At 50.0% G+C, this 25245-nt stretch carries 27 protein-coding genes; 22 read left to right on the top strand and 5 right to left on the bottom strand.

The genetic code is table 11. The features are described from left to right. Window positions 1-74 precede the first annotated feature (74 nt). From tadA to HY394_06170, 11 genes are all read left to right on the top strand, one after another. Window positions 75-3185 (top strand): Flp pilus assembly complex ATPase component TadA, encoded by a 3111-nt coding sequence (gene tadA / locus HY394_06220; protein ID MBI4053602.1) that lies wholly within the window; start codon window positions 75-77, stop codon window positions 3183-3185. Window positions 3186-3197: 12 nt separating this feature from the next. Beyond that, complete coding sequence (locus tag HY394_06215) at window positions 3198-4364, top strand: type II secretion system F family protein (GenBank protein MBI4053601.1); 1167 nt, start codon at window positions 3198-3200, stop codon at window positions 4362-4364. Between the two features lie 3 nt (window positions 4365-4367). Next, the gene (locus HY394_06210) at window positions 4368-5300 is read left to right on the top strand and encodes a type II secretion system F family protein (GenBank protein ID MBI4053600.1); all 933 of its coding nucleotides are present in this window, start codon (window positions 4368-4370) and stop codon (window positions 5298-5300) included. Then, on the top strand, window positions 5297-5461 hold the full coding sequence (locus HY394_06205) for a hypothetical protein (GenBank protein ID MBI4053599.1): 165 nt from the start codon (window positions 5297-5299) through the stop codon (window positions 5459-5461). Before HY394_06210 ends, HY394_06205 begins: the two co-directional genes overlap by 4 nt. Before the next feature lie 16 nt (window positions 5462-5477). Continuing rightward, window positions 5478-5660, top strand: coding sequence for a class III signal peptide-containing protein (locus HY394_06200; protein ID MBI4053598.1), 183 nt, complete (start codon window positions 5478-5480; stop codon window positions 5658-5660). Window positions 5661-5722: 62 nt separating this feature from the next. After that, entirely contained in the window at window positions 5723-5899 is a 177-nt protein-coding gene (locus tag HY394_06195) for a class III signal peptide-containing protein (GenBank protein MBI4053597.1), read from the top strand. 14 nt (window positions 5900-5913) lie between these two features. Next, on the top strand, window positions 5914-6078 hold the full coding sequence (locus tag HY394_06190; GenBank protein ID MBI4053596.1) for a class III signal peptide-containing protein: 165 nt from the start codon (window positions 5914-5916) through the stop codon (window positions 6076-6078). Between the two features lie 10 nt (window positions 6079-6088). Beyond that, the gene (locus HY394_06185; protein ID MBI4053595.1) at window positions 6089-6259 is read left to right on the top strand and encodes a hypothetical protein; all 171 of its coding nucleotides are present in this window, start codon (window positions 6089-6091) and stop codon (window positions 6257-6259) included. A gap of 102 nt (window positions 6260-6361) precedes the next feature. Continuing rightward, a complete protein-coding gene (locus HY394_06180) occupies window positions 6362-7483 on the top strand; it encodes a prepilin peptidase (GenBank protein MBI4053594.1) in 1122 nt (373 codons plus the stop codon). After that, window positions 7462-7968, top strand: a complete 507-nt coding sequence (locus tag HY394_06175; GenBank protein ID MBI4053593.1) for a hypothetical protein — start codon at window positions 7462-7464, stop codon at window positions 7966-7968. Before HY394_06180 ends, HY394_06175 begins: the two co-directional genes overlap by 22 nt. Before the next feature lie 10 nt (window positions 7969-7978). Then, window positions 7979-8341 (top strand): hypothetical protein, encoded by a 363-nt coding sequence (locus HY394_06170; protein MBI4053592.1) that lies wholly within the window; start codon window positions 7979-7981, stop codon window positions 8339-8341. 28 nt (window positions 8342-8369) lie between these two features. Here HY394_06170 and thrS read toward each other — a convergent pair whose 3' ends face one another. Continuing rightward, complete coding sequence (gene thrS, locus HY394_06165) at window positions 8370-10283, bottom strand: threonine--tRNA ligase (protein ID MBI4053591.1); 1914 nt, start codon at window positions 10281-10283, stop codon at window positions 8370-8372. A gap of 51 nt (window positions 10284-10334) precedes the next feature. After that, the gene (locus HY394_06160; GenBank protein MBI4053590.1) at window positions 10335-12362 is read right to left on the bottom strand and encodes a hypothetical protein; all 2028 of its coding nucleotides are present in this window, start codon (window positions 12360-12362) and stop codon (window positions 10335-10337) included. Window positions 12363-12477: 115 nt separating this feature from the next. On the opposite strand from HY394_06160, the gene HY394_06155 reads away from it, so the two are divergent. Continuing rightward, window positions 12478-13731, top strand: coding sequence for a hypothetical protein (locus tag HY394_06155; GenBank protein MBI4053589.1), 1254 nt, complete (start codon window positions 12478-12480; stop codon window positions 13729-13731). Window positions 13732-13807: 76 nt separating this feature from the next. Continuing rightward, on the top strand, window positions 13808-14230 hold the full coding sequence (locus HY394_06150) for a hypothetical protein (GenBank protein MBI4053588.1): 423 nt from the start codon (window positions 13808-13810) through the stop codon (window positions 14228-14230). Here the strand turns inward: HY394_06150 and HY394_06145 are convergent. Beyond that, window positions 14217-14519, bottom strand: coding sequence for a ribbon-helix-helix protein, CopG family (locus HY394_06145; protein ID MBI4053587.1), 303 nt, complete (start codon window positions 14517-14519; stop codon window positions 14217-14219). The two genes, HY394_06150 and HY394_06145, sit on opposite strands and share 14 nt — an antisense overlap. Before the next feature lie 27 nt (window positions 14520-14546). Further along, window positions 14547-15506: a replication factor C small subunit gene (locus tag HY394_06140; GenBank protein ID MBI4053586.1), complete on the bottom strand. Its 960-nt coding sequence runs from the start codon at window positions 15504-15506 to the stop codon at window positions 14547-14549. Window positions 15507-15603: 97 nt separating this feature from the next. On the opposite strand from HY394_06140, the gene HY394_06135 reads away from it, so the two are divergent. From HY394_06135 to HY394_06125, 3 genes are all read left to right on the top strand, one after another. After that, window positions 15604-15948 (top strand): heavy metal-binding domain-containing protein, encoded by a 345-nt coding sequence (locus HY394_06135; GenBank protein MBI4053585.1) that lies wholly within the window; start codon window positions 15604-15606, stop codon window positions 15946-15948. A 17-nt stretch (window positions 15949-15965) separates the two neighbouring features. Continuing rightward, entirely contained in the window at window positions 15966-16547 is a 582-nt protein-coding gene (locus HY394_06130) for a hypothetical protein (GenBank protein ID MBI4053584.1), read from the top strand. 158 nt (window positions 16548-16705) lie between these two features. After that, window positions 16706-17455 (top strand): hypothetical protein, encoded by a 750-nt coding sequence (locus tag HY394_06125; GenBank protein MBI4053583.1) that lies wholly within the window; start codon window positions 16706-16708, stop codon window positions 17453-17455. Between the two features lie 7 nt (window positions 17456-17462). Here the strand turns inward: HY394_06125 and HY394_06120 are convergent, their stop codons facing one another. Then, window positions 17463-19085 (bottom strand): hypothetical protein, encoded by a 1623-nt coding sequence (locus tag HY394_06120; GenBank protein MBI4053582.1) that lies wholly within the window; start codon window positions 19083-19085, stop codon window positions 17463-17465. A 127-nt stretch (window positions 19086-19212) separates the two neighbouring features. On the opposite strand from HY394_06120, the gene HY394_06115 reads away from it, so the two are divergent. The 6 genes from HY394_06115 to HY394_06090 all read left to right on the top strand — a co-directional run bounded on the left by HY394_06115 (window position 19213) and on the right by HY394_06090 (window position 25226). Beyond that, window positions 19213-19695, top strand: a complete 483-nt coding sequence (locus HY394_06115; GenBank protein MBI4053581.1) for an Lrp/AsnC family transcriptional regulator — start codon at window positions 19213-19215, stop codon at window positions 19693-19695. Between the two features lie 174 nt (window positions 19696-19869). Then, window positions 19870-20826 carry a site-specific DNA-methyltransferase gene (locus tag HY394_06110; GenBank protein ID MBI4053580.1) on the top strand — a complete coding sequence of 319 codons (957 nt, stop codon included), beginning with the start codon at window positions 19870-19872 and terminating at the stop codon, window positions 20824-20826. After that, window positions 20726-21433 carry a cytosolic protein gene (locus tag HY394_06105; protein ID MBI4053579.1) on the top strand — a complete coding sequence of 236 codons (708 nt, stop codon included), beginning with the start codon at window positions 20726-20728 and terminating at the stop codon, window positions 21431-21433. Before HY394_06110 ends, HY394_06105 begins: the two co-directional genes overlap by 101 nt. A gap of 74 nt (window positions 21434-21507) precedes the next feature. Further along, window positions 21508-23592: a DNA topoisomerase I gene (locus HY394_06100; GenBank protein MBI4053578.1), complete on the top strand. Its 2085-nt coding sequence runs from the start codon at window positions 21508-21510 to the stop codon at window positions 23590-23592. A gap of 271 nt (window positions 23593-23863) precedes the next feature. Continuing rightward, window positions 23864-24400, top strand: a complete 537-nt coding sequence (locus tag HY394_06095; GenBank protein ID MBI4053577.1) for an Lrp/AsnC family transcriptional regulator — start codon at window positions 23864-23866, stop codon at window positions 24398-24400. A gap of 4 nt (window positions 24401-24404) precedes the next feature. Next, window positions 24405-25226 (top strand): DUF814 domain-containing protein, encoded by an 822-nt coding sequence (locus HY394_06090; protein ID MBI4053576.1) that lies wholly within the window; start codon window positions 24405-24407, stop codon window positions 25224-25226. The last annotated feature ends 19 nt before the right edge of the window (window positions 25227-25245 follow it).

The following is a 25245-nucleotide window of genomic DNA, read 5'->3' as shown; positions in this document are numbered from 1 at the left end:
CTCCGGCATTTTTTCCCCTTTTTAAATAAAGCTTAAATAATAGAACGCCGTTTTTGTAATGGTGCTTCCGCCGCATGCCCACTGATTACCTGAAAGACTTAATGACCAAGGTCAAGGCGTCGAAGCGCAAGCCGGGCGAGGCGGAAAGCGCTGCACCGCCATCCAAAGTAGCGGCTGCAAAAAAGCCCGTGGCCGGGGAAAAGGCCGCGGCTGCCGAGGAAATATTGCAGGCGATGAGGCAGACTTCAACCATTCCGGCGAAGGCGCCGGAAGCCGGGGAAGAAGCCGTTCCAGCCGGCGAGGCAATGCAGTTGGTTGAAGGCCAGAAGTCGCAGGTTGAAAAAGAGCTTGAGGAAACCAAAACCAAAACCGAGGTCGCGTCCTACGGCGATGTCAGGATTTTCAGGCTGCCGGACAAGCCACTGCTATACTATTTTGTTCCGGTGCCCAAGGCGGCAGCGTCCGAGAGGACGATAATCAATACGCTGAAAGAGGCTGCGACAAGGCTCATAAGCATCCAGCCTTACCGCATCCGCGACCAGGCGCAGAGAAGAATCATTTACAAGCAGAAAATCGAGGAAATCCTGAAGTCTTCACCGGAGCTGAAGATTCCGAGGGGACGGTTTGATTTTTACATTGACGCGGTTGTAAGGGAAATGGTGGGCTACGGCCTCATCGACCAGCTTGTGCAGGACGACAGGCTTGAGGAAATAATGATCATCGGCCCGAAAAAGCCGGTTTTTGTCTTCCACCGCGACTTTGAAATGATGGCGACGAACATCGAGTTTTTTTCCGACGACGAAGTGCAGGATTTGATCAACAGGATTGCGCGCGAGGTCGGAAGGCGCGTCGATTTGAGCGCGCCGCTGCTTGACGCAAGGCTGCCTGACGGCAGCAGGGTAAATGCCACAATCCCGCCGGCTTCTGTTTCAGGTTCCACCCTCACAATCAGGAAATTCAGGGAAGACCCTTACTCGATTGTCGACCTCATAAATTTCGGCACAATCAATGCGGAAGTTGCCGCGTTCCTCTGGCTGTGCGTTGAGGGCATGAGCGTCAGGCCGGCAAATGTGCTCATTTCCGGCGGCACGGGTTCGGGCAAGACGACCCTGCTGAATGTCATGGCATCCTTCATTCCGGAAAACGAGCGCGTCATTACAATAGAGGACACGGCAGAGTTGAACCTTCCATTGAACCATTGGATCAGGCTTGAGGCAAAGCCGCCGGGCTTGGAAGGGAAGGGCGAGCTGACAATGGACATTTTGACGAAAAACTCTTTGCGCATGAGGCCGGACAGGATAATCGTCGGCGAAATCAGGCATGCCGAGGCGTTTTCGCTTTTCACTGCAATGAATACTGGACACGATGGCTGCCTTACTTTTGACACAAAGATTCCATTCCCTGACGGCATTGAGGAAATTGGCACGTTTGTTGACGGCCTGATTGAAATGAAAGGCTCGAGGAAGGAAGGCGAATGGCAGATTGTTGATGTTGATGGCAAGGAAATAAATTCACTCGACGACAGCGGGAAAATGCAGCGCGAAAAGGTTGTCGAAGCCAGGAGAAAACCATACGCCGGAAAGGTCAGGCACATAAGGCTTGCAAGCGGTGCCGAAATCACGGTTACACCGAACCACCCTTTTTACACTTTTGACGGAAAGGTTGTGCAGACTGCCGCGGGAAATCTTGAAGAGGCAATGTTTGTTGCAACTCCCGCCAGGCTTTACCGGAATGCTGATGCCGTCAAGCCGGAAATCGAGTATTGGAGCGGCCTGTTGCACGGCGATGGGCACATTCTTGATTACCGGCGCAAGCGCGAGAAGAACGGCAAACAATATGAATGCAACGAGGGCAGGGTAAGTCTTTTCACCGAAGATGAAAGGATAATTCCTGAATTTTCCGCTTTCATGAAAAAAGAGTTTGACGGAACCCATGTCGGAGTGAGGCCCGCGTCCCCTGAAAAAAATTGTTTTGAAGTGAGTGTGAGTGGCATTGTCAAATCGAGGAAAGCCCAGCAGCTGTTCGCAATTCCGGCGGGGCCGAGAAACAATGCACTGGTTTCAAACAGCCATTTTTGCTCTTCACTCAACGAGTTTGTGGCCGGCTTTTTTGACGCGGAAGGCCACGTTGACCTCGAAAATAACGCGCTTGTTTTCACGTGCGGAAACGAGCATTACATTGACTTTGTACGGTATGCCCTCCTCACGGAAGGGATCGTTTCGAGGAAATACGAGTCCAGAACAGCCAACAGCAGGTGGTTCAGGCTTTACGTTTACGGCTTGGAGAATGTCCGCAAATTTTCGGCGGCTTTTCCGTTGAAGTATCCTGAGAAATTGAAAAAGCTTGAACTGCTTCTTTCAAAACCCGTCCAGCCGAACACCAATGTAGATGTTGTCCCGTGCAATGCCCTGATTGCCAAAATGGTTGCGGAGGCGCAGGCAAAGGGCATTAGCGAGCGCGCAATTGCGAGGTTGGCTGGCGTGAGCCAGGGCCTTTTGCGCTTTTTCAGGCTCGGCCAGAGAATGCCGTCAAAGGAGAGTGTCAAAAAATTGGCCGTGGCATTCAAGGCGGCTGGCATTGAAGCTGACGGCCTTGAACAGCTCGCGTCAAGCGAAATTTTCTGGGACCGGATTACGCACATCCATGAATTTGATTACAGCGGTTTTGTCTACGATTTGACCGTTGGCGAAAAAGAGGCAAGCGGCCTGAAACCGCACAATTTTGTCGCTGAATCGATTATTGTGGGCAATTCCCTGGGTTCAGTGCACGCGAATTCCGCGCAGGAAACGCTTGTCAGGGTTACCAGTCCGCCCATGAATGTGCCGCCTCTCATGCTGAGCGGCCTGGATTTTGTCATAATCGAGCACAGGCTGCATGACAGGCAGAAGGGCACTATCAGGAGGCTGACCGAAATTTCGGAAGTGTCGGGCGTTTTGCAGGGCAAGGCGCAGACCCAGGAGCTATTCAAGTGGAATCCGGTGGATGACTCGTTTGAAAGGACTTCAGTGCCGAGCGCTTACCTGAAGATGCTGGGCGATTTCAGCGGTTTGAAGAAAAAGCAGCTTGACGACGAAATTTCGGAAAGGGAAAGGTTTTTGAAGGAGTTAGTCAAACTAGGGATAAGGGGCATGCCGGAAGTTTCGGCAAAGCTCCAGGCGTTCCTTGACGGCCGCGCGAAAAAATGATTGTTGGTTGTTATGGCTTTGAAGCTTTTTGGTGACAGGAAAAAATCCGGGCAGGAAAAGCCTGCCGGCCCTGGTTCGCAGTCCAAGGAATCAGTGGACATGGACAAGGTAGAGCAGATAGTCAAAAAGATGAAGAGCAAGTACAAGGACGAGGGCAGGCCTTTGGAGGCCGCTTCGGGCGAGCTTGAAGAACTGCGCGGAATCATTGCGGAAGGCCATGGGGCGAAAATCGAGGTGCAGCGCATCGAGGAATTGCAGGAACTCAAGAACCCGCTCATCCAGAAGCTTGGAACGGTTTTCCTGCGCTTTCAGGGTTTTTTCAGGCCGATAGTCAACGTCATAAAGGAGTTGCCCGCGTCGAAGGAACTCTCATTTTATCTTGAATCCGCGAATGTCAGGCTGTCAACGCAGCAGTACCTTGCCATTACAGCGGTTGTTTCCGTCATAATGTTTTTGATCGGCTGGGTTGTGGGCAGCGTACTGTTTTCGGCGATGACCCTGAACATTTTAGTGATCCTTCCGGTCGGCATACTGGTTGGATTCATTGTCTGGCTCATCACGATAATTTTCATGCTGTTTTTGCCGAGAAAGCTTGCGCAGATGCGCGGCGAGGCGGTGACAAGGGAAATGCCTTTCGCTTTGAGGCACATGGCGACCGAGCTTAAAGCCGGGATAAGCCTTTACCGCACAATCCAGGCGATTGCAACCGCAGGTTACGGCGCTTTGTCCGAGGAATTCTCGTGGGTTGTCACGCAGATAGAGGAGGGCACCGACACCAAGGATGCGTTGCGGAACCTCGCCTTGCGCACGCAGTCCGTTGCGTTGAGGAGTGCCCTGCTGCACATAATCAGGGCGCTGAAGACCGGGGGCAACCTTTCCGATGTCATGGAAACAATCGCGGAAGACGTTTCGTTCGAATTGAGGGCGAGAATCCAGGCCTTTGCGGAAGCGCTCAACTTTTTCGGGGTCATATTCATTTTCATCGCCATTGTCCTGCCGGTTTTCATCGCAATTCTCGGCGGAGTCAGGAACACGCCTTTGCAGATCGGCAGCGGCAGCAGCATTTTCTCGGTTCTGCCGCTCGCGCCGGAGAACATCGCGGTCATTTATCTTGTCATAATGCCGATAGTGCTTGCAACTCTCATAGCGTACATTGCAATCAGCCAGCCGAGGTCTTGAAATATGGAACAGGAGCAGACACTAGTTGAAAAGTACCAGGGCTATTTGAAGCAGGCCGGCCTGAAAGTGGACGCGGGGGTTTTCATCGCCATGGCCGTGGCGCTCGCAATCATCTTCGCGGTTCTCACGTTCTTTTTCCTCAGCGTTGCCGGTTTGTTCGACGAGCTCAGGATTTTTGTCGCGGTCATTCCAATTGTCGCATTGGACCTGTTTTTGGGTTATCCTTACCTGAAGGCAATGCAGCGCATTGACGCCATTGAAAAGGCACTGCCGGAAGCCCTGAAACAGATGGCTGACACGCTTAACGCGGGCGGCACATACGAATATGCTTTGCGGGAGATTGCGAACGCCGAATACGGGCCTTTGGCAAAGGAGATGAACAATGTTTTGAGGAAGCTTGAGGAAGGCGAAAACCTTGAGAATTCCCTGAAAAGCTTTTCCGAAAACATCGATTCAAGGCTTGTAAGCAGGTCAATCATCGTCATAATCGATTCGATCAAGGCAGGCGCGGGCCTTGCCGACGTTCTTGAGGAGATTTCCGACGACATCCGCGAAATTTACCGCATAGGGCAGGAGCGCAAGGCGAAAACCACGATGCAGGTCATGTTCATGGTTGCCGCCGGCGCGATTGTGGCGCCGCTCATTTTCGGCATCGTTTCGACAATCATTTCGTTCCTTGTGGTTTCGGCCTCACAGGGCCTTGACATCGGCCTCGCGGCAAGGGCGCAGGCAGTCGCAGTTAAGGACCTCATAGTGCTGCTCATGCAGGCGTATATCGCAGTTGAAATTCTTGCCGTCGGATTCATGCTTTCGCTTATGCGCGACGGAAAAATGAGCAAAAGTATTATATACATCCCAATCCTTCTATTACTTGCGTTTGTTTGTTATTTTGCGGCAAAAATCCTGTCGGTTGGACTGTTTGGTGGCGTGATATGAGCCTTTTTTCGGAGGAACTCGGGCAGGCCTCAATCGAAGTGCTGCTTATGATCGCCGCAGCCATTGTCGTAGCCTTGGTCGTTGCTTTATACTTAAAATCTGTGCCAAAAGCGGTTCAGAACGAACTCGCCAACAGGGAGCAACAGGTTTTAAACGGTTAAATTGGAGGTTGAAAAAATGGATTCTAATGGACAGGGCGCTTTGGAGTATCTGCTGCTGATTGGTGCGGCTGTGCTGATTGCGGCAGTCGTAATAGTGCTGCTGACGAACATAGGGCAGTCGGGCAAAACCACAGCTGAGACATCGGCTAATACCGCTACGGAAGCGCAGTCAAACCTGCAAAACCAGCTCACTCCATGAACTGGCAGAGAAGGCCACTCGCTGGCCTTTTTTTTATTCTTAAAAAAACCGGTGGTGTTGAAATGGATTCGAAAGGTCAAGGGGCATTGGAGTATCTGCTGCTGATTGGTGCGGCTGTGCTGATTGCGGCAGTCGTCATAATACTGCTGACAAGCTCTGCAAGCAGCGGCAAAGGCAGCATTGAAAATTCCCAGGGCACGTACAACTCAAGTCTTGCAAATTTGGGGAACGTCGCATGATTTTGGTGAAACCAATGGATTCGAAAGGTCAAGGCGCACTGGAATACCTTCTGCTGATTGCGGCAGCCGTTTTGATTGCCGCGGTTGTAATCGTGGTTATCACGAACTTCATCGGGCCGACCAAGCAGCAGGGAAACCAGCAGCTGACGAATTTCCTCAACACGGTCAATGGAGTTTAAGGTGTTGCCAGTGGATGAGCGCGGCCAAACGGCTTTTGAATACCTTCTGACGGCATTGTTCGGAATCCTCCTTGCGATTGCAGCCGCGCTTCTAATCAATGCAATCGTTTCCGTTGCAACCAAGGCGCAGGCTGACATCCTGACCTACCGCAGCGAAACCATCACTTCGCTTATGCAGTAAGCCTGCCTATTCACAAAATGATTGCGTGGCCTTCATAAGCCTTTTATTTGCGCCGCCCTTTCTTTTAATAGGCAAGTTTTTTTTGTGCAGGTGTGGAATGCAATGCTTTTTGTTCTGGCAAACTACCTTGTTTCGCTTGCAGTCCTTGCCGTTGCGTCAATCATTGATTTGAGAGAAAGGCTAATCCCGAACAAATTGACGTATTCGCTGATTGCTTTTGCGCTGGCATCCAAAACAACCGAATCGTTTGTGAAATCCGACTGGTCAATTCTGGGGTTTTCGATTGCTTTGGGAATTGCGACTTTTTGCGTTTCGTGGCTTCTGTGGAAGCTCGGCGTCTGGGCCGGCGGGGACGTGAAACTGTTCACGGCGCTTGCCTTCGCGAACCCGTTCAATCCCGCGGTTGCCGGCGCATTGCTTGGAATTCCGCTGCTGCAGGCGATTCCCCTTCCAATTTTTCCGCTCACGCTTTTCATTTTCTCGGTTTTTTCGGTCATGCCTTTCGGCGCGATGATTGCCGTGCGCGGCCTGCAATCGGACGCGGTTGCGCGCAGGGAAATCTTTGAAAGCGTCAGGGGCACGGTTGTTTCGACTGCAAAAATCATTGCCCTTGCCCTGGGCTTGAACGCGGTCCTGGTTTTGTTCGGTTTGCCGCAGATTCTGGTGCTGCCGCTGCTTTTCATTGCGGCTTTCCTGCCGGCCAAGGCAAAACCGGCAGTGTCGGCGGGATTGTTTGCGTTTGCATTGTGGCAGAGCCTTTTGCCGGCGCTTTCCGGCTTTCTGGCTTCAACCGCGGCAATTTCGCTTGTTTACATTTTCTTAAAGCTTTTCGCGGTTTCAAAGCGGTTTTTGGTTGAGGAGAAGCCCGTCAGCGAGCTGGCGGAAGGCGACATTCCCGCGAAAAGCTTTTTCCTGCTTTCCGACGGCAATGTGGCGGAAAAGGAGCCGCTTTCAATAAAAACAATTATTAACCACTTAAAAGCCAATAAATTAGAATCCCTTCTGTCCGAGCTAAAGCCCCAGGGAAGGGAGATTGCGTCGAGCATCAAGGCGCGCGGCCTGACTGAAGAAGAGCTTTCGGAGCTGAAAAAATTATGCATGGAAAAACGCATTCCGGAAAAAATCCTGGTCAAGAAGAGCGCGGCCTTTGCGCCCTCGGTCCTGATTGCGTTCGTCTTGCTTGGCATTGCGGGTGATTTGCTGTGGAAAATTTTGGGTTTCTGAAAAACAGGAAGGGCCAGGCGTCAATCGAATTCATAATGATTGTGCTCATTTCGCTTGTCTACATCGTGGGCTACGTCCAGCCGAACATCACTATTGCGGCTGAATCCGCGAAAGACGTTGCAAGGGTCGGGCAGGCGAGGCTTGCCGCGGACAAAATCGCTTCGGCCACAAATGCCATCCTCACTTCCTCTGGCGAGGCGAAGGAAACGATCAACGTCTTCATTCCGGCAGAAGCAACGATAGAATGCAGTCCGTCAAAAATCACGTTTAAGGCAAGCCTCAGCGCAAAGCTCGGCCCGGGAAAAGAGCCGCCGGCATGCCAGAATGACGGCACGGGCAACATCAACAAGTGCGTGGGCGAGGCAACGTTCATAAAAAATATCAATTCCTGCGGCAACATTTCCGCACCCATAACCGGTCCCGCAAGCCTGCGCATAGCAATCCAGAATGACTCCGGCGGGGTTTCGCTTAACGTGCCGATCTGAAGGTGCTCTCTTGAACAAAAAAGGACAGATTAGCTTTGAGGCATTGCTTATAGCGGTTGTCGTCATCGGCCTCTCGCTTGTCGCTTTAAGCTATTTTCTGGCAATCAACGATTCGACAAAGGCTTTGCTGACAGCGAAAACCGACATTCTCGCAAGGCTGCAGAAAGCCGACACGGTTTTCCTGCTTGAAAAGCTTGACTTCCAAGAACATGCGAACGCCCCGCCCGCTTCCGGGAAACGCATCACGATAACAGCCTACATCAGCCCGGCTGGCCTGCCAAGCGACATCCGCTCCGACATTGTTTCCGGCACAGCGGCAAAGGTCAAGGCAACCACAGGTTATGATCCTGTGACAGTCCAAGTGGTTTCCTGAAAAAAAAGATTTACTGCCCGCGTGTTTTTCAGGCATTTTCCCTTTTACCGGTTTTTTCCGCAAGCCCGGCAGTGAATGTATCGAGTTTTTGCACGGAAACCTTTCCGCTTTTGTCCCTTACGGCAACAGTTTCTGATTCCTCTTCCCTCTGCCCCACAGTGAGCGTGAAAGGAATTTTCCTCAGTTCCGCGTCCCTGACCTTGTAGGAAACGGTTTCCTGCCTGTCGTCGAGTTCGCTGCGGATAAAATTTTGCCTCAATTGTCCATGCACTTTTTTCGCATAATCGTTGAACTTGTCGCTCACAGGAAGCACTTTGACCTGCACCGGGGAAAGCCATAACGGAAAATTTCCGCCGAAATGCTCTATGAGTATGCCGATGAACCTTTCAACAGAGCCGAAGATAACCCTGTGCAGCATGATCGGCCTGTGCTCCTTGTCGTCCTTTCCAATATAATAAAGTTCGAACTTTTCGGGCATCTGGTAGTCGAGCTGGATTGTCGCGCACTGCCATGTTCTCCCCAAAGAATCGCGGATGTGGAAGTCTATTTTCGGGCCGTAGAACGCGCCGTCGCCTTCATTGATTTTGAATTCCACGCCCGCCTCGTTCAGCGCCTTTTTGAGTTCGCCTTCGGCGTGGTCCCATGCCTCCTTCGAACCCATCGCCTTCTCAGGCCTCGTCGACAATTCGACGCGGTAAGAGAAACCGAAAACGGAATACATCTTGTCGATGAGGCCGATGATGCCATTGACTTCCTGCATTATCTGCTCCTCGGTGCAGTAGAGGTGCGCGTCATCCTGAGTGAACCTTCTCACACGGAACAGCCCATTCAAAACGCCCGACTTTTCGTGCCTGTGCACTGTTCCCACTTCGGCAAGCCTCAAAGGCAAATCGCGATAACTGTGCCTTTTCGACCTGAATACAAGAATTCCGCCGGGGCAGTTCATGGGCTTTACGGCAAAATCCTCGTCGTCGATTTTCGTGAAATACATGTTGTCCTTGTAGTGGTCCCAGTGCCCCGACTTCTCCCAGAGCTTTTGCTTCATTATTTCTGGCGTCTTTATTTCGTCATATCCCGCTTTGAAATGCTCTTCGCGCCAGAATTTCATGAGCTCGTTCCAGATTACCATTCCGTTCGGATGGAAAAAAACGCAGCCGGGCGCCTCTTCCTGCATCGAAAAAAGGTCAAGCTCCCTGCCAAGCTTCAAATGGTTTCTTTTCGCGGCCTCTTCCTTTTGCGCCACAAACTCTTTCAGCTTTTTCTCTTCGGGGAAACTGATGCCGTAAATCCTCTGCAGCATCCTGTTCTTTTCACTGCCCCGCCAATACGCGCCGGACGATTTCAAAAGCTTGACCGCCTTGATGCGCCCGGTGTTTGGAATGTGCGGCCCGGAACAGAGGTCGGTAAACTTGCCGTCCTGGTAAACTGAAATGGTTTCGCCTTCCGGCAGTTCTTTGATCAATTCAACCTTGTAAGAATTTTTTTTGAACATTTCAAGGGCTTCCTTCCTGCTGATTTCCCTGCGCTCGAAGTGCTCGTCTTTTTTCACAATCTCCTTCATCCTGCCTTCGATTTTTTCCAGGTCTTCGGGCGAAAAAGGATGCTTCACATCAAAATCATAATAGAATCCCTCGTCAATCGAAGGGCCGATGGTCGGCTTGGCTTCGGGAAACAGTTCCAGCACTGCCTCGGCCATGACATGCGAAGTGGAATGCCACATTGTCCTCAGGCCGTCGGGGCTTTTTTCCGTGAGAACCTCAAACTTCCCGCTTTTTTCAATCGGCCTTGACAAATCCAGGACTTCATTGTCAACTTTCACGGAAAGCGCCGCGCGTGCCAAGCCTTCGCCTATTCCCTTGGCAATTTCCGCGCCGGTAATGCCTTTCGCGAATTTCTTTTTGCCGCCGTCGGGGAACTCAAGTTCAATCTGCTTTTCGGCCATGGTATAACCTATTCAGTGAAACGCATAAAAATGTTGATTTGGCATTTGAATCTAATCTTTTCCGAAACCCAGCAATCCAGCGAACGCCATTGAGAGAACATATAGGATAACCGCCAATAATATGATGTGCCCTATGCCGAAAATGAGCGAGGCGTACTCCAGGAACCCGCCAAGTACCCCGCCAAGGATATTCAGGCCCAAAGAAAGGCTTGCATTTTTGGTTTTTTTGAAAAGCGAGGAAAAAACCAGTCCTGCAAAAAATATGGGCAACGTGGCAATGAACGCCGGGGCAATAAGCCTTATCACCGGATTGTCAAACGGAATGTTTTTTGGCGGAAAAATGAAATTGAAAATCAGGGTCAAAAACAGCAATGCGTAAAAGTAACGGATTTTTTTAGGATTGAATTTTATTACGAACAAGTTTGCGGCCAAAATCATGACTAGTATGAATGTTATGACCACGGCGTTCACAAACCAGTTTGTTCCGAAAATCAGGGATAATTCCACGATGCTTTTGGTCTCCAAAAGCATGAATGCGGCGCCCAAAAAGAAAAACTGCAGGTTGCCAAGGATGCCTGCATCAGCGCCTGATTTGATTGAAAAGAAAACAGCCGCCGCACTTGCAGCAAATATGATGATGAGGATTATTATGTATTCCGGCGGAATGAAATTGTTTTCAAGGTACAGGTAAGGCCAGTTGTCGCTCGGCACCTTGTATTTTCCGCTGTTTTTCGCATATGCCCCTGAAGTTTCATTGAAATTCGGGACGTTTTCCTTCAATAGCCCGCCGGACGTGTTGGTTACAAGCATTACCTTTTCCGATGGCATGGCGGCTGACTCGAAAACAAGAGGTTTCTGCCCGAAATTTTCGCTTAACAGGTCGAAGAGCTTCTGCGCCACCCATTCCCTGTTGGCAAAAAAAGACAGGGAAATCACCCCGCCGTCCTTAAGCCTCTTTTTGGCCTCGTTTATTCCTTCCAGAGTATAAACAAAGTTGTCAAGCCGGACGTTCGCCATCGTGGAAAACAGCCTGTGCGAGTCCAGAAAACCGTAGACTATGAGGTCGTATTTTTTGTCCGTGCTTTTAAGGTATGTCCTGGCATCGTCCACGATTATGCTGACTCTGGAATCGCCATATGCACCGTCCTTTCTTTTTTGGGATGATATTTCGACTATTTTTTGGTCAATTTCAACTGCATCAATGTGTTCGGCCCCGCTTTTCAGCGCAAAAAACAGGTCGTTTGCACCGCCGCTTCCAAGGATTAGGACATCTTTTGGCTGGGCAAATTCATATGGCAGATTGTATATTTCGGCCCATGCCTTGTTTATCTCATATTTTTTTATCGTCTGCTGGTCGAATTTGGTTGCGCTCAGGTAATAATTGTTGTTAACGGTCAAAGAAAAATAATTGTTTCCGGTTTCCGGCGTCACGACAAGCTTCTGGTAAGGCGACCAGACCTCATTTTCGGCAACAATTACGATTACCGACAGCGCTATGGCAAAAAACAGGATTCCGGAAACAAAATGGATTTTTTTGCCCCTGAGGAACCAGAGAGTGCAGGCTGCGCCCACGGAAAACCATGCGACCGGCGGAACTGACAGGAACGACAACAAAGTGAAAACCACTATGCCCGCTATTGCGCCCAGAATGTTTATGGCATATGCCCTCAGTGGCTGGAATTTTTCAAAGAACCTGCCCAGGATTTGTCCCAGTGGGACAAAAAACAGGAAATTGACGAAAAACACAAGCGGCATGACAAGAATCAACGGCAGGGCTTGGCCGGAAAAATCCACGAAAATGAAATCCGACAGGTTTTGGCTCGGGGCAACCCCGATTTTTTTTATCAGCACTGCAACAATCACCGTTGCGAAAAAAAGTGCCGGCAAAAAGCGCGAAAAATCCTTCCTGCCGGCAAGCAGGCAGCCGAGCCCCATTCCAAGAAAACTTGAAATCAGAATAAGGTTGGTGAAATATCCGATTGCGGCAACGGTTCCAGGAATCCACCGGATCATGGCCAGTTCAAAAAAAAGCGTCAAAAAACTGATCAAAAACAAGCCGAAAACGTCAGATTTTCTCATTCAATATTCTATGCGTTATTCGATTATTAAATTTGTTGTGTGTCCAGCCATAGATCCTCTTTCATGGGAAACCTGCTTGGAGCGGCTTAAAAAACCTTCAAAACTTCACTATTTCATGCAGGCTTCGCCTTCATTCGTGCCAACGCCGGGCATCTGCGTTCCGTGCAAGGGCAGGCTGTGGTGCAATCTTCCGTCCTGCCCATTGCTTGACCGCTTTGAAAAAAAGCGGGCAACGCAGAGGCTATTCGATGCCAAGGAGTTTGTCGGCTCCTCCCCTCCGTCAATTTTCGTTGCGTGGAAAAACTATCCGCAGGTTGACATCGCACCATTGTCTCCGCCGCAACTCGTCGAAGACGCCGCGTTTCTTGACAATCCCGAACAATGGTATGGGCTTCCGTCAAGCGAAATTCTAGGCTTTCGCCAGCAGCTGTTCCGCTCCAACAAAAAAGTTTCCGTGCACTCCGCGTCAAACCCGACATATGACGTTGCCGCCATACAGGAAATCGCCATGTCCGAAAAACAGGTTGACCTTGACGTCAAACTCAAGGACAAGCCGAAACTCGGCTCTTCCTTTTCCGACCTTTTCGCGCCGATGGGCCCCTCAGCCGCCATGGAAAAATTTTCGTTCGAATCAAACCCAAGCATTCCGACAAAAGTCGACTACCTTGTCTCGGACACGGATGCAAAATCAACGACCGCAATGCAGGAACTCTATACTGACGGCCTGCCGGTGCATTTCCTTTACAAGCTTTTGTCCGCCGGCACCCTGGGCGTGAAAAAGAACAGGAAATTCGTCCCGACCAGGTGGTCGATCACTGCAGTGGACGACACGGTTTCAAAACAGCTGCTTGAAAAAGTCAAATATCTTCCCCAGCTTTCCGAAATCAGGCTGTTCAATTCCAATTACCTTGACAACAATTTCTGGGTGATGCTTCTGCCGAATGAATGGTCGTTTGAAATGATGGAAACATGGATGCCGGGCGGGGTGTGGACGCCGAACGCAACCGATTTCCACGTCGCGCACGATTTCGAGTTTTTTTCGGGCAGGAAAAACTATGCCGACAACATTACGGGCGCATACTATTCGGCGAGGCTTGCTGTCTGCGAGTATTTGCGCAGGGAGAAAAGGCAGGGCGCGGCGATTGTTTTCAGGGAAATAGGCAAGGGCTACGACGTTCCTCTTGGAACCTGGCAAATCCGCGAGAACGTGCGCCACGCCCTGCAGAAAAAACCGCTTGCATTTTCCGGCATTGACCTGGCATTCGCTTTCCTGAAGTCAAAGCTTGTCGTGCCCATTGAAACTTACAGGAAAAAAAGCGTTTTGTACGACGCCCTGAAACACCAGAAGAAAATCCTTCAATGGGTTTGACTTTTTGCGGCAATGCGCTTCTGCAATCGCCGAAATTCACCAAGCCTTTTAATGCGTGTTGCCTGCCAAAGCGGTCATGGAAAAGCGCTTTTACGTTGACACTTCCGTCTGGCGCGACTACTTTGAGGACAGAAGTGACGGGTTGAGGCCGCTTGGAATGTTCGCTTTTGATTTTTTGAAACAGTGCGTTGAAAACGATTCGCTTATTTTGTATTCTGATTTGGTTGTCATGGAGCTTGGGCACGATTATTCAAGCGAGCGGATTGGGCAAATGTTTGCCCCTTTCAATGAGAATATCCTGCGGCTTGAAATTTCCGCGGGGCAGATTTCCGAAGCAAAAAGGCTTTCCCTGGAGATAAAAGGGGCGCATTATGCCGATATCCTTCACGCACTTGTCGCGAGGGATAACAGGGCGGTCATGGTTTCAAGGGACGGGCATTTTCAAAGCCTGACGGGAATTGTTGAAGTGCTTTTGCCGGAAGAAGTCATTTTTGATTGAGTTCAAACTTTTTTTCCAATTCATTAATGTATTTCTCGGCTGCCTCGATTCTTATTTTCCTGAATTCCTCATCCGTTTTGGCTTTTCCCTTGCCTTTCAGGATGCCGCGCATTGCCGCCAGCCGTTCCCATTCGGCTTTCCTGCGCTCTTCGATTTCCGAGAGCCGGTTCCGTATTGCCTCACGGATGAATTCGGTTTTAGTGGAATATCCTGCGGAGGCCATCTCCTTTTCGATGCGCCTCGCCAGAGCCGGGTCAAGCCTCAAAGAAACGGTTTCCATGTAATACATTGTATTACAACGCATATTTAAAAACAGCTATTTTTTCGCGAATTTTCCGAACTGCGCCAGGAGCGCTTCAAGCTGTATGCGCTCGTTCCCGCCTTCAACCAGCCTGAAATTGTATTCGCCTATGATGTTTGCAAGCTCGATTTTTGTTTTGCTTGGCAGTTCCTCTTCCGGCAAAGCCATTGTTTCCTTGTAAAGCTGGCCTATGACATCCTCGCCCGACATTCCGTGCTGGAACATGAGCGTGTCGAGCTTTTCCCGCGCTTCCTTGAATTTTCCTTCCAGGCCGAATGCAATCATTTCCCTCACTTCTTTTGGTTTGGCGCGGCTTGAAACGCTGTAAACTGTTTCCTCTTTCACTTTTCCCTCAAGGCTTGCCGACGCCTGCAGAATGTTTATCGCCTTTCGCAGGTCGCCTTCGCTGACGTAAATCATGGCCTTGACAGCGTCTTCCTCGATTTCAACTTTTTCCTTTTCCGCTATTTCCTTAAGCTTGTTCGCTACCTGCGTTGCAGGCAAAGGCGTGAACCTGAAAACAACGCACCTGCTCTGTATCGGCTCTATCAGCCTGCTTGAATAGTTGCATGACAGGATGAAGCGGCACGTTCTCGTATACCGTTCCATTGTCCTGCGAAGGGCCTGCTGCGCATCGGTTGTCAGGGCGTCGCTTTCGTCGAGAAAAATGATTTTGAAGTTCGCGTCAAACGCAAGCGTCCGCGCAAAGTCCTTGATTGTGTTCCTTACGACATCAATGCCCCTTTCATCACTCGCGTTTAACTCAAGGAAGTTGCGCTCGAATTCTTTTCCGTAAAGCTCTTTTGCAAGGGAGACTGCTGCGGAGGTTTTTCCCACCCCCGCCGGACCGGAAAACATGAGGTTGGGCACGTTTTTCCTGTCAACGTAGCTTTTCAGGCGCCGGGTTATTTCCTCGTGGCCCACTACTTCGGACAGCGTGGTCGGCCTGTATTTTTCAATCCAGGGCAGTTCAATCGTCATGCCAAAAACCTTTTTGCCGCACCAAGGGCTAATCTAAAACTCTTCTGGATAACAATTAAAAACTCCACCTGACCAATATCTTGGTGGTGCAATGGAAAACGAAAAGGATTTCCTGCCGATAATAACGGCAAGCGCTTTGCCTGGCCAAAGGGTTTCCGAAGTGCTCGGATTGGTGTGGGGTTCGGACATCCGCGCAAGGTCAATTTTCAAGGACATAGTGGCGATGTTCCGCTTTCTTGGGGGCGGCGAAATAAAGGAATATGCCTCGCTTTTCGACGAGGTCAGGCACAACGCCATTGAAAAGCTGCGGAGGAACGCTGAGCTTGTCGGCGCTGACGCAATCATTGACGTGCGCTTTGTCTCCTCAGTAGTTGTTCCAGGCGGCGTGGAATTCCTTGTTTACGGCACGGCTGTAAAGCTTGAAAAGGCTAAATGACTTTTTTTTGTGATGGCATGTCAAAAGGCGAATCAAATGAAAAGAAGGGCGGCGGCTCCGCCAGCAGGAAAATAGTCTTTGCCTGCCTTTTCCTTTTCTCTTACGGCATACTCGTGGGCTTTTCCATGGCGCGCGATTCCCTCCGCGCGGTTGTGCAGAACATTCCGCCGCTCAACTTCCTTCTGCCGCTCATGGAATTCCAGAGCCTCATGTTCTGGCTCGTTCCGCTGGCAGGATTTTTCCTCGCATATTATTTCATAGGCTGGTACGACGATTACTTCGAGACAAAGCAGGGCCTCTCCCCCGTTTTTCCAATCGCCCTTGTCATACTTTGCTTTCTTGCATTTTACATCGCGTTTTTCTGGTACGTGCAGAACATTGTCGAGCTTTCCGGCGCGCAGGGCCAGGCATTCTGCTTTTCAAACGACCACTGCAACGCATTGCGCGAATCGCTTGCAAGCCAGGGCAAGCAGTTCATGGTTGAAAACTTTTCCGAACGCTTCCAGTCAAGCCCGTTCGCGCTGTTCATGTGGTCCGGCATCCTTGCATGGGCTTCGGCTGCAATAATCGCGAAACTTGAAGAAAAAGGCTTCTTCTAGCCCTCGCGGGAATCCGGCTTTTTTTTGTTCCCTGCCAGAAGGCCTTCGTTGAAGGCATGCTGCGTTCTGGCCTTCGCGTTAATCCGGCTGGAATGCCATGAAAGCCATCCAACACGTTTTTTATTCCCTTTTGATGCTATTATTGTTCCGGTTTTCGCATGGTTTTGTCGGACGTTTTCGAGCTTTACAAAAAGAACTTCAAGGTTGCACTGGCATTTGCCATCCTCCTCGTTTTCGCATTCGTTTTCTCCCTGTTTCCCAATGTTTTCATTTCATCCGGAAGCCTGCTTTTCGACTACAATTTCAACGCATATTCGCCTGAAATCCTCATACTTGAGTTCGCGGCTCTCGCAATCTTCACCGCGGTCTTCGCCTTTTTCGTTTCCCTGACGGTTTTCTCGGTGCGCAAGGAATTGAGTTCCATGCGCGTCGAATACTACCTGTCCGAAATGGTGCAGAAGTTCTCGTCAAAGCTTTTCGCGTTTTTCCTTCTCTACACGGTTTTCCTTTCTCTTGTCTCCTTCGGGATTGTTTTCGCGGGCCTTCCGGTCTGGGTTGCGGCAATAATCGTTTTCCTGGTTTCATCCGCGGTTTTTTTCGTGCCGCAGGCGATTGTCGTGGACGAGGAATCAGTCGAGAACTCGGTTTACAGCAGCGCGGAGTTCGCGCTCAGGAACCCGAGGCTGTTCCTTGTTTCCCTGGTTGTGCCGACCGCGCTGATGGCCGCCGCATTGGTTTTGGAATTCGCCTTCGACTCCTTTTTGCTGTTGGGAAAATTCGTTTCGCTGTTTTTGGTGCTGGTTTTCATTGTTCCGTTCACGGAAATGCTGAAAACCTACGTTTACATGATGAAGTTTGAGATAATAAAGCACCACGAGAAGCTGAGGCCGCGCAACGTCAGGCATTAGTTTTCGCTTAAACGAGCCTTATAAGCGGCACGCCTTTTTTCAGCAGTTCTTCGAATTCATTGACGCTCCTCGCCTGTGCAACGGCAACAAAGTTTTTCGCCAGGAACCCGCTTTTCTGGCAAAGCTGTGGCCGGTCATCCATTTCCGCCTCGAACCCGAATTTTTCCCTGCAGGCCTTCTGGAATCTCTTCCTGGCTTCCTGGGAATGCAGGGGCCTTATTTGCGCTTCCGGGAACTCCGCCATCGCATGTTTCACGATTTTTTCCGCCAACGCCACCCGCTCATGGGCATCCGCATTTTCTGCAAGAATGCCGGCCGCCTCGGTTGGCGGCGACAAGGCAACTATTTTTTCCATTCCGTCGGGCTGGAACGAGAATTTCTCAAAATCCGGCTTTTTTGCGAGCAGCCCCGCCTTGAGTTCGCATAATTGTTTTGCGGCCGCCATGCTTTCCGTCAGGCCCTCAAAAAACACTGTTTCGTTGCGCGGGCTTTCGAGGCAAATCCTGTGCAGGTTGATTGAAACCGAGCAGAGAATTGCGTTTTTTTCCGAGCAGAGGTCGTTGCAGAACGCAAGGTTGTTGCGTTCGGTGCAGTTGATGAACGTGATTTTCCTTTTCGCGCCATCGCTCAACAGCTTGTGCTTGAACTGGTCGTCAACAGATGCCTTCAATGAAAAGCAGTCCTGCGGATTTTTCGCGGATTCGGATGCGAAGGCCTCGGCAAAATCTGCCGCGGCCTTTTTTTCCGCGTCCTTGAGCTTCAATTCCGGGGGCGCGAACAGGGACAGGCCGATGCAGCCCCTGGAACCGTTTCTCTGCAGCAGCGACTGGCAGGTTTCAGCCGCAACGAATGCCTGCTGGCAGTCAGGGCTTCCGGAAAACGAATGGTTGAACGAATCGAAGCACGCGTTGTGCAGGAAAAGGCCGTCAAGCTGCCTGCTTTTCATCGAAAATTCCCTGAGCGCGTGCAAGGCGGTTTTCTGCCTGCCGACTGAAACGGAGCATGCGAGCGCCCTGCTCGCGAAGCCCGCAAGGTCGTCTATGAAAATTTCGGAATTGAAATGGAGTTCGCTGAGCTCTTTTGGGATTGCCCTGACAAGGCTGAATTCCTCGAACGCTTCCTCCAGGCCTGTCTCGTTTTTGAGTATTTTTTTTTCCAAGTCGAACACCGGCAGCCCGACCCTCGCGTACTCGTTGCGCACGTCTTCAAGGCCGTATTCGAGGAGCTTTGCGTTCGCCATTTCCCTGATGAGCGAGGTTGTAAGATAGGCTATTTTGTGGTCCTTGAGCCTGTCCTCGACTTCGCTTCCGATTTTTTCGGCCGCGCTCCTCGAAATCTTTGTTTCGCGCAGCAATGACTTCACGATGTTGCCGCGGTCAAAAGGCCTTATTTCCTGCTGGGAGTTGTGCACGGACATCCTGTAGAATGAGGCGTAAATCCTCGCCGCTTCCGGATTGAGCCTTTCAAGGATTTCAAGCGCCTTCTGGCGCATGCTTTCCATGTCCGCGCCTTTCTCGCTTTCGAGTTCCTTCACAATCCTGATTATGTCCCATTTTGTCGCCTTGGCTTCCTCGCATTCCTTTGCGATTTTCTCGATTATTTCGTCGATGACGACGTTTTCGCCCGGCATACAATAAATCCTGCCAGCAAACAGATTAAACACCAGCGGGCTTTTTGGTTTGCTATCCCCCGAAGCCGGCTGGCGCATTTAGAAAAGCTAAATTTTTAAGCACTTGTAGTTAGAATAGTTAACGGGGTTGGTTTTGAGGCGCGTCGAGCTTGACAGGATAGACCGCATCATTTTGGAAGCGCTGCTTTCGGATGGCAGGGCGTCGTTTTCCGCGATTGCCCGCCAGGCGAAGCTGACGGACGTCGCGATCAAGAAGCGCGTTGAAATGCTCAAAAAGCGCGGAATCGTCTCATCGATAACGGCCAACCTCAACTTCAAGGCGCTGGGCTTCGAAAACCCGATTTACGTGCAGATGCGCTCCGAAATCTCCAAGAACCGCGACGTGATAAAAAAACTGCTGGCAATGGATTCCATTGTCGAGCTTTACCAGGTCCTGGGCGAATACAACCTTCTCGCAAAAATAGTCGTTTCCGACCTTGAAAGCGCGGAATCGCTCATAAACAAGGTCGGCCTGGTCGACGGCATAATCGACGTGAAAACCCTTGTCGTAATGTCGGAAATTTCCAAGACCGCAATCCTGCCGAGCCAGAGCCTGCAGAAAAAATTGTAGTCCGCGGTAGCCGCGCCAATCGGTTTATTTAATCTGAGCGGAAATCCGCCATGCAAGCATTTAAAAATCACTTTTGCAATTTTTTATGGGTGGATAATGTTGGGTAGTTCTGAAACAAAAACGGTTTATCCTGATAACTATGCTTTAATAGGACAATCCGGCATAATAGAAAATATGGGTAAAAACGCGCCCAATGCATTCGTAAACCAGTATCTCACTGGCGACTGTGGGCAAATGCTAAAAGAAGTTCCCGATAACTCAGTGAATCTCATTGTGACCTCCCCCCCATATGCCGACAGCAGGAAAAACACGTATGGGGGCATCGCACCGGATGAATATGTGGAATGGTTTTTGCCTAAATCAAAAGAATTTTTGCGGGTTTTGAAGCCCACAGGCACATTTATTCTTAATATCAAAGAAAGGGTTGAAAACGGGGAACGCCATACTTACGTCTTGGATTTGATAAAAGAGTTAAAGACTCAGGGTTGGCTATGGACTGAAGAGTTCATTTGGCACAAGAAGAATACCCACCCTGGCAAGTGGCCGAACAGGTTTAGGGATGCTTGGGAACGGTGCCTGCAGTTCAACAAATCAAAAAAGTTCAGAATGTATCAGGAAGAGGTCATGGTGCCTGTTGGGGAATGGTCCAAAACGCGTCTCGCGAATTTAAGCGCCAGTGATTTGAGACGCGCCACCTCAAAGGTTGGCAGCGGATTTGGCAAGAAGATAGCAAACTGGGTCGGTAAATCCAAAGTTTATCCTTCAAATGTTCTGCACATGCCGACGGAATGCGGCAACAAGAACCATAGTGCTGTGTTTCCGGTTGACCTCCCGACGTGGTTTATCCGCCTATTTACAAAAGAAAATGATTTGGTTTTGGACCCTTTTGCAGGTTCTGGGACTACGGGAGTAGCATGCCTTAGGCTCAACAGAAATTACCTTATGATTGACATATTGTCAGAATATAAAAAGGTAGCAGAAAAGAGGTTATTTGATGAAAAAAATCCAATTGGACGAAGTGGAAGATTTTGTGAAAGAACACATAGCAGAATTTCACACCGCACGCCTACAGAGTTTGGAAAAAACAAGCCTCAAAGAACTCTTGAAGCGGAAGAATCCTTACTTATATAGGGCGAAAAATCTTGTAACCGCAAGCGAGCTAGTTACATCTATACTGGACGCCAAGTTATCTTCATCAGAGGAAGAGATTTTTGGAGAATTTTTGGAGCACTTGGCAATTTTTGTCGCGGAAAAAACCCTTAACGCAACGAAATCTTCTGCATCAGGGATTGATTTTGAATTTCAAACAAAGAAAACGAGACATCTGGTATCTGTAAAGTCTGGATTGAATTGGGGCAATAGCAGCCAATGGAAAGCATTGGAAAATGATTTCAAAACCGCAATGCGTATAGTGAAGCAGAACAGGAATATATCTGATGTTCAGTGCATTTTGGGCATATCGTATGGAAATCAGAAAACATTGGTGAAGAAAGGTTTCATAACCCAAATGTGCGGTCAGAATTTCTGGAATAGGATAAGCGGAACCAAGGATTTCTATATTCTGATAGTTGACCCGATAGGATATCGATCTAAAAAACTCAATGATTCTTTCAGACAACGCAAGAGCGAAGTTATAAACAAGTTTACCGGAGAGTTCATTAACGATTTTTGTAACAAAAATGGTGCTATACTGTGGAATAAGGTCATAGAATTTAATTCCGGAAATGCCCGGCTTTGACTTTTGGCTTCGCGGTTCGCCGTTTTTTCTTTCCGGTTTTTATTCCTTTTGCTCTTGAATTTGCTTTGTTTCCGATGATACTGATTATTTCCGAAAAGGCCATTGCCGGCAAGAGGATTGCGGAAATCCTTGCCGGCGGCAGGGTTGCCACGAAGATTGAAGGAATGGCCCAGCTTTTTGAATTCGATTATTCCGGCAGGAAGGCAGTGGTCGTTCCATTGCGCGGCCACATTGTCGACGTGGACTTCCCGAAAAAATTTTCAAGCTGGCTTGGCACCGACCTGAAGCAGCTGGCGAAGGCGCCGATTGATTACGTTGAAACGGAAAAGCGCATCTGCGATTTGCTGCGCAGGGCCGGCCAGCAGGTTGACACGGTGATTGTCGCAACCGATTCCGACAGGGAAGGCGAAAGCATCGGAGTGGAGGCGTTGCGCTTTGTGAAGGAAAAAAACGGCAAGGCCGAAATAAAGCGCGCCAATTTTTCCGCGATAATCGACAAGGACATAAAGGAGGCTTTTTCCAGGCTCGGCAACGTAGACTACAATTTTGCGGATTCCGCGGATGCGCGCAGGGAAATAGACCTTGTATTCGGCGCCGTTCTCACAAGATTTCTTTCGCTGATGGCGGGCAGGATGGGCAAGGAATTCCTGTCAATGGGGAGAGTGCAGGGCCCCACCCTCTGGCTAATAGTCGAAAGGGAAAAGGCGAGAATGAAATTCGAGTCAACCCCTTACTGGGAGCTCTTGGCATTGTTTGAAAAGGACAAAAAGGGGTTCGAGGCCTCGCACAAGAAGGGCAGGTTCCTGAAAAGGGAGGAAGCCGAAAAGGTTCTGGCGAAAAGGCAGGAAAAATGCGTTGTCTCGAAGGTTTCAAAGACGAAAAAGACGCTTAGCAGGCCGATTCCATTCAACACCACTGGCTTTTTGCGCGCCGCCACGGGCATCGGCATTTCCGCAAGCAGGGCAATGTCGCTTGCGGAAAGCCTTTACACGAACGGCTTCATTTCGTATCCGAGGACCGACAACACGGTCTATCCCAAAAACCTCGACCTGAGGCAGATATTGCAGGCCTTGCGCGAGGTTTCCGAATTCCATTCAATGGCAGAACAGCTTCTGGCAAAAAAAGAGCCTGTTCCGTCGCGCGGGCCGAAGGAAACAACCGACCACCCGCCAATCCACCCGGTTTCGGCGTGCCAGCGCGAAAAAATCTCGGCTGACGAGTGGAAGGTTTACGAGCTTGTATGCAGGCACTTTTTCGCAACCCTCGCCGAGGACGCCCAGACGGAAAACCTTTCAGTGGAAATCCTCATGAAAGACGAACCCTTTGTCGCAAGGGGCCAGGTTTTCATAAAAAAGGGCTGGAAGGAATTCTATCCTTATTCAAAGGCAAGCGAGGTTATACTGCCGCCGCTCGCCGAAGGAGATGAAGTGCTGCTGAAAAAGCTCGACCTGCTTTCAAAGCAGACCGAGCCGCCCGGCCGGTATTCGGAGGGCTCGCTCATTTCGCTGATGGAAAGCCACAACCTCGGCACGAAATCGACAAGGCCCGCGATAATCCAGAAGCTGTTCCAGAGAAAGTACGTTTCCGGCAAGTCATCGATTGTTCCAAACAAGATAGCATTTGCGGTCATCGACTCGATTGAAAAATACGACAAGGAAATAGTGAGGCCGAAATTCACTGCCGACCTTGAAACCGAAATGGATTTCATTGCGGCGGGAAAGAAGACGAAAGCGGAGGTCGTGGACCAAAGCACTGATTCACTGCTCGCCAACCTCGGAATACTGCTCCAGCACCGCGACAGCATCGCGGCCGGCTTAAGAAGCGCCTTGCGCGACGACTCGATTGTCAGCGCCTGCAACAAGGATGGTTGCGGCGGCAACCTCATTTTGAGGCACGGCAAAACCGGGAAAAGGTTCGTGGGCTGCTCCAATTACCCGAAGTGCACGAATTCGTATCCTTTACCGCAGAAGGGCAGCATAACCCCGTTGAACGAGTTCTGCAAGGAATGCAATGCGCCCATGGTGAAGGTTTTGTCGCAGCGCTTTTCCTACACGATGTGCCTGAACATGGGGTGCGTCTCGAAAAAGGACTGGAAAAAGAAGGACGACAATTCAGATAAAAGCAAAGCTGCACCCGGAAATGCGGCGGACAAAAGCTAAAAATGGGCTGTTTTTTTTAAAAGATTTTAAGAGACAGAGGTAGGGAGCCTTCAAATGGACACTTGTTCCAAACCGCCTGGTGAGCGTTCCCTACCTGTCCCTTTTTTGTTTCAGTTGTGAATTCTGTTGATTTAGGATTTGATCCCCCCTTAGTAATTCACAATAAAATACTCGGTGTCTGCATTAATAAGTATTGTCCGTTTTTGCATGCAATAAAATTACATTAATAATAAGTTCTACTATGCTTATTGGATATAAAAGAGGTGTTTTTTTGCCTACCGGGATGCGGTTTGACGACGACGTCAGGATAAAGATTCTTGAGGCTCTGCTTTCGAAGAATGCAGTTGCGCCCAATCTGAGTGAAATAAAGCGGCTCACGGGCTTCCACAAGGCAACGATTGTGTCTTCGATTGACTTTTTGAAAGCGCAGGGCATGCTTGAAGGCTTCGGCCCGAAATTCAATTTCAGGAAAATGGGCTACAATCTCGAGACAATGGAAATAGTGCAGGCTGACTTGTCCAAGAAGGACGTTTTTGCGAAATTGCAGGCAATGGCGCAGAAGGACCCGCACATTTATCGCGTCTCCCCGATAATCGGTTCCGGCACGTGGAACCTGATGCTGAGGCACATCTACAAGGACGTTGAAAGCTATCACCACAACATGCAGCGCTATTACGAGCAGATCCCCGGAATGTACGACCTGATAAAGGACAAGCAGATTATTTACGCGACGGAACCGCATTATAAAAACGTTTCACGCACCAAGTCGATAGTGCAGCTTGTCAAACTGAAGCGCGGCCTTGAGTGAGAACATGCGCCTGAAACTAAGCCTTTCAAAGTCTTTGCAGCAGAACGCATCCGATTATTTCGGCAGGGGCAAGGCCGCCAAAAAAAAGCTTGAAGGGCTGGCGGAAGCCGAAAGCGCGATAAGGGACAGGATTGCAGCCCTCGAGAAAAAAACGCTGGGCCTCTCAGCCGAGTCAGGCAGGCTGGTGCCTTCAAGGAAACGCAAAAAGGAATGGTTCGAGGCCTTCCACTGGTTTTTTTCAAGCGACAACTTTCTTGTCATCGGCGGAAGGGACGCGAAAAGCAATGAAACAGCAATCAAAAAGCACATGCTTCCGGCCGACGTTTTTTTCCACGCCGAGGTTTTCGGCGCCCCGCACTGCATAGTGAAATGCGAAAGCGGCAATGCGCCCCGGCAGACGCTTGAGGAAGCGGCAATTTTCGCGGCATCCTTTTCAAAGGCATGGGAGCAGAAGCTTTCCAGCGTCGACGTCTATTCGGCTTCCCCGGAACAGGTTTCAAAGTCCGCGAAATCAGGGGAAAGCATCGGAAAAGGCGCGTTCATGGTTTACGGCGACAGGCAGTGGTTCAGGAAAACGCCCATCGGCCTTTCAATCGGCGTGGAAAAGACCGATGGAGGGCTGCGCGTTGTTTCCGGGCCTGGTGCGGCGGTGAAAAAACACGCGGCTTTTTCCGTACTGCTCAGGCAGGGCGCAATGCAGAAAAGCGACTGCGCTAAAAAAATCCTGTCCGAATTCGAAAAAAAGTTCGGCAGGAAATGCGTTGCCCTTGACGAGATAATGTCAATGCTTCCGAACGGCGGCATCGAAGTGAAAACAGTGAACTGACCGGCTCCGTTTTTTAATC

The sequence above is a fragment of the Candidatus Diapherotrites archaeon genome, from assembly GCA_016205145.1.
Lineage (GTDB): Archaea > Iainarchaeota > Iainarchaeia > Iainarchaeales > JACQJH01 > JACQJH01.
This window is presented reverse-complemented; position numbering and strand designations above follow the sequence as displayed.

Excerpts from the sequence above, each read along its gene's own strand:
- thrS (MBI4053591.1), bottom strand. The coding sequence starts at position 10,283 with ATGGCCGAAAAGCAGATTGAACTTGAGTTCCCCGACGGCGGCAAAAAG.
- HY394_06215 (MBI4053601.1), top strand. The coding sequence starts at position 3,198 with ATGGCTTTGAAGCTTTTTGGTGACAGGAAAAAATCCGGGCAGGAAAAG.
- HY394_06210 (MBI4053600.1), top strand. The coding sequence starts at position 4,368 with ATGGAACAGGAGCAGACACTAGTTGAAAAGTACCAGGGCTATTTGAAG.
- HY394_06135 (MBI4053585.1), top strand. The coding sequence starts at position 15,604 with ATGGAAAACGAAAAGGATTTCCTGCCGATAATAACGGCAAGCGCTTTG.
- HY394_06205 (MBI4053599.1), top strand. The coding sequence starts at position 5,297 with ATGAGCCTTTTTTCGGAGGAACTCGGGCAGGCCTCAATCGAAGTGCTG.
- HY394_06180 (MBI4053594.1), top strand. The coding sequence starts at position 6,362 with ATGCTTTTTGTTCTGGCAAACTACCTTGTTTCGCTTGCAGTCCTTGCC.
- tadA (MBI4053602.1), top strand. The coding sequence starts at position 75 with ATGCCCACTGATTACCTGAAAGACTTAATGACCAAGGTCAAGGCGTCG.
- HY394_06125 (MBI4053583.1), top strand. The coding sequence starts at position 16,706 with ATGGTTTTGTCGGACGTTTTCGAGCTTTACAAAAAGAACTTCAAGGTT.
- HY394_06200 (MBI4053598.1), top strand. The coding sequence starts at position 5,478 with ATGGATTCTAATGGACAGGGCGCTTTGGAGTATCTGCTGCTGATTGGT.
- HY394_06110 (MBI4053580.1), top strand. The coding sequence starts at position 19,870 with ATGGGTAAAAACGCGCCCAATGCATTCGTAAACCAGTATCTCACTGGC.
- HY394_06100 (MBI4053578.1), top strand. The coding sequence starts at position 21,508 with ATGATACTGATTATTTCCGAAAAGGCCATTGCCGGCAAGAGGATTGCG.
- HY394_06145 (MBI4053587.1), bottom strand. The coding sequence starts at position 14,519 with ATGTATTACATGGAAACCGTTTCTTTGAGGCTTGACCCGGCTCTGGCG.
- HY394_06130 (MBI4053584.1), top strand. The coding sequence starts at position 15,966 with ATGTCAAAAGGCGAATCAAATGAAAAGAAGGGCGGCGGCTCCGCCAGC.
- HY394_06195 (MBI4053597.1), top strand. The coding sequence starts at position 5,723 with ATGGATTCGAAAGGTCAAGGGGCATTGGAGTATCTGCTGCTGATTGGT.
- HY394_06160 (MBI4053590.1), bottom strand. The coding sequence starts at position 12,362 with ATGAGAAAATCTGACGTTTTCGGCTTGTTTTTGATCAGTTTTTTGACG.
- HY394_06120 (MBI4053582.1), bottom strand. The coding sequence starts at position 19,085 with ATGCCGGGCGAAAACGTCGTCATCGACGAAATAATCGAGAAAATCGCA.
- HY394_06155 (MBI4053589.1), top strand. The coding sequence starts at position 12,478 with ATGCAGGCTTCGCCTTCATTCGTGCCAACGCCGGGCATCTGCGTTCCG.
- HY394_06190 (MBI4053596.1), top strand. The coding sequence starts at position 5,914 with ATGGATTCGAAAGGTCAAGGCGCACTGGAATACCTTCTGCTGATTGCG.
- HY394_06090 (MBI4053576.1), top strand. The coding sequence starts at position 24,405 with ATGCGCCTGAAACTAAGCCTTTCAAAGTCTTTGCAGCAGAACGCATCC.
- HY394_06150 (MBI4053588.1), top strand. The coding sequence starts at position 13,808 with ATGGAAAAGCGCTTTTACGTTGACACTTCCGTCTGGCGCGACTACTTT.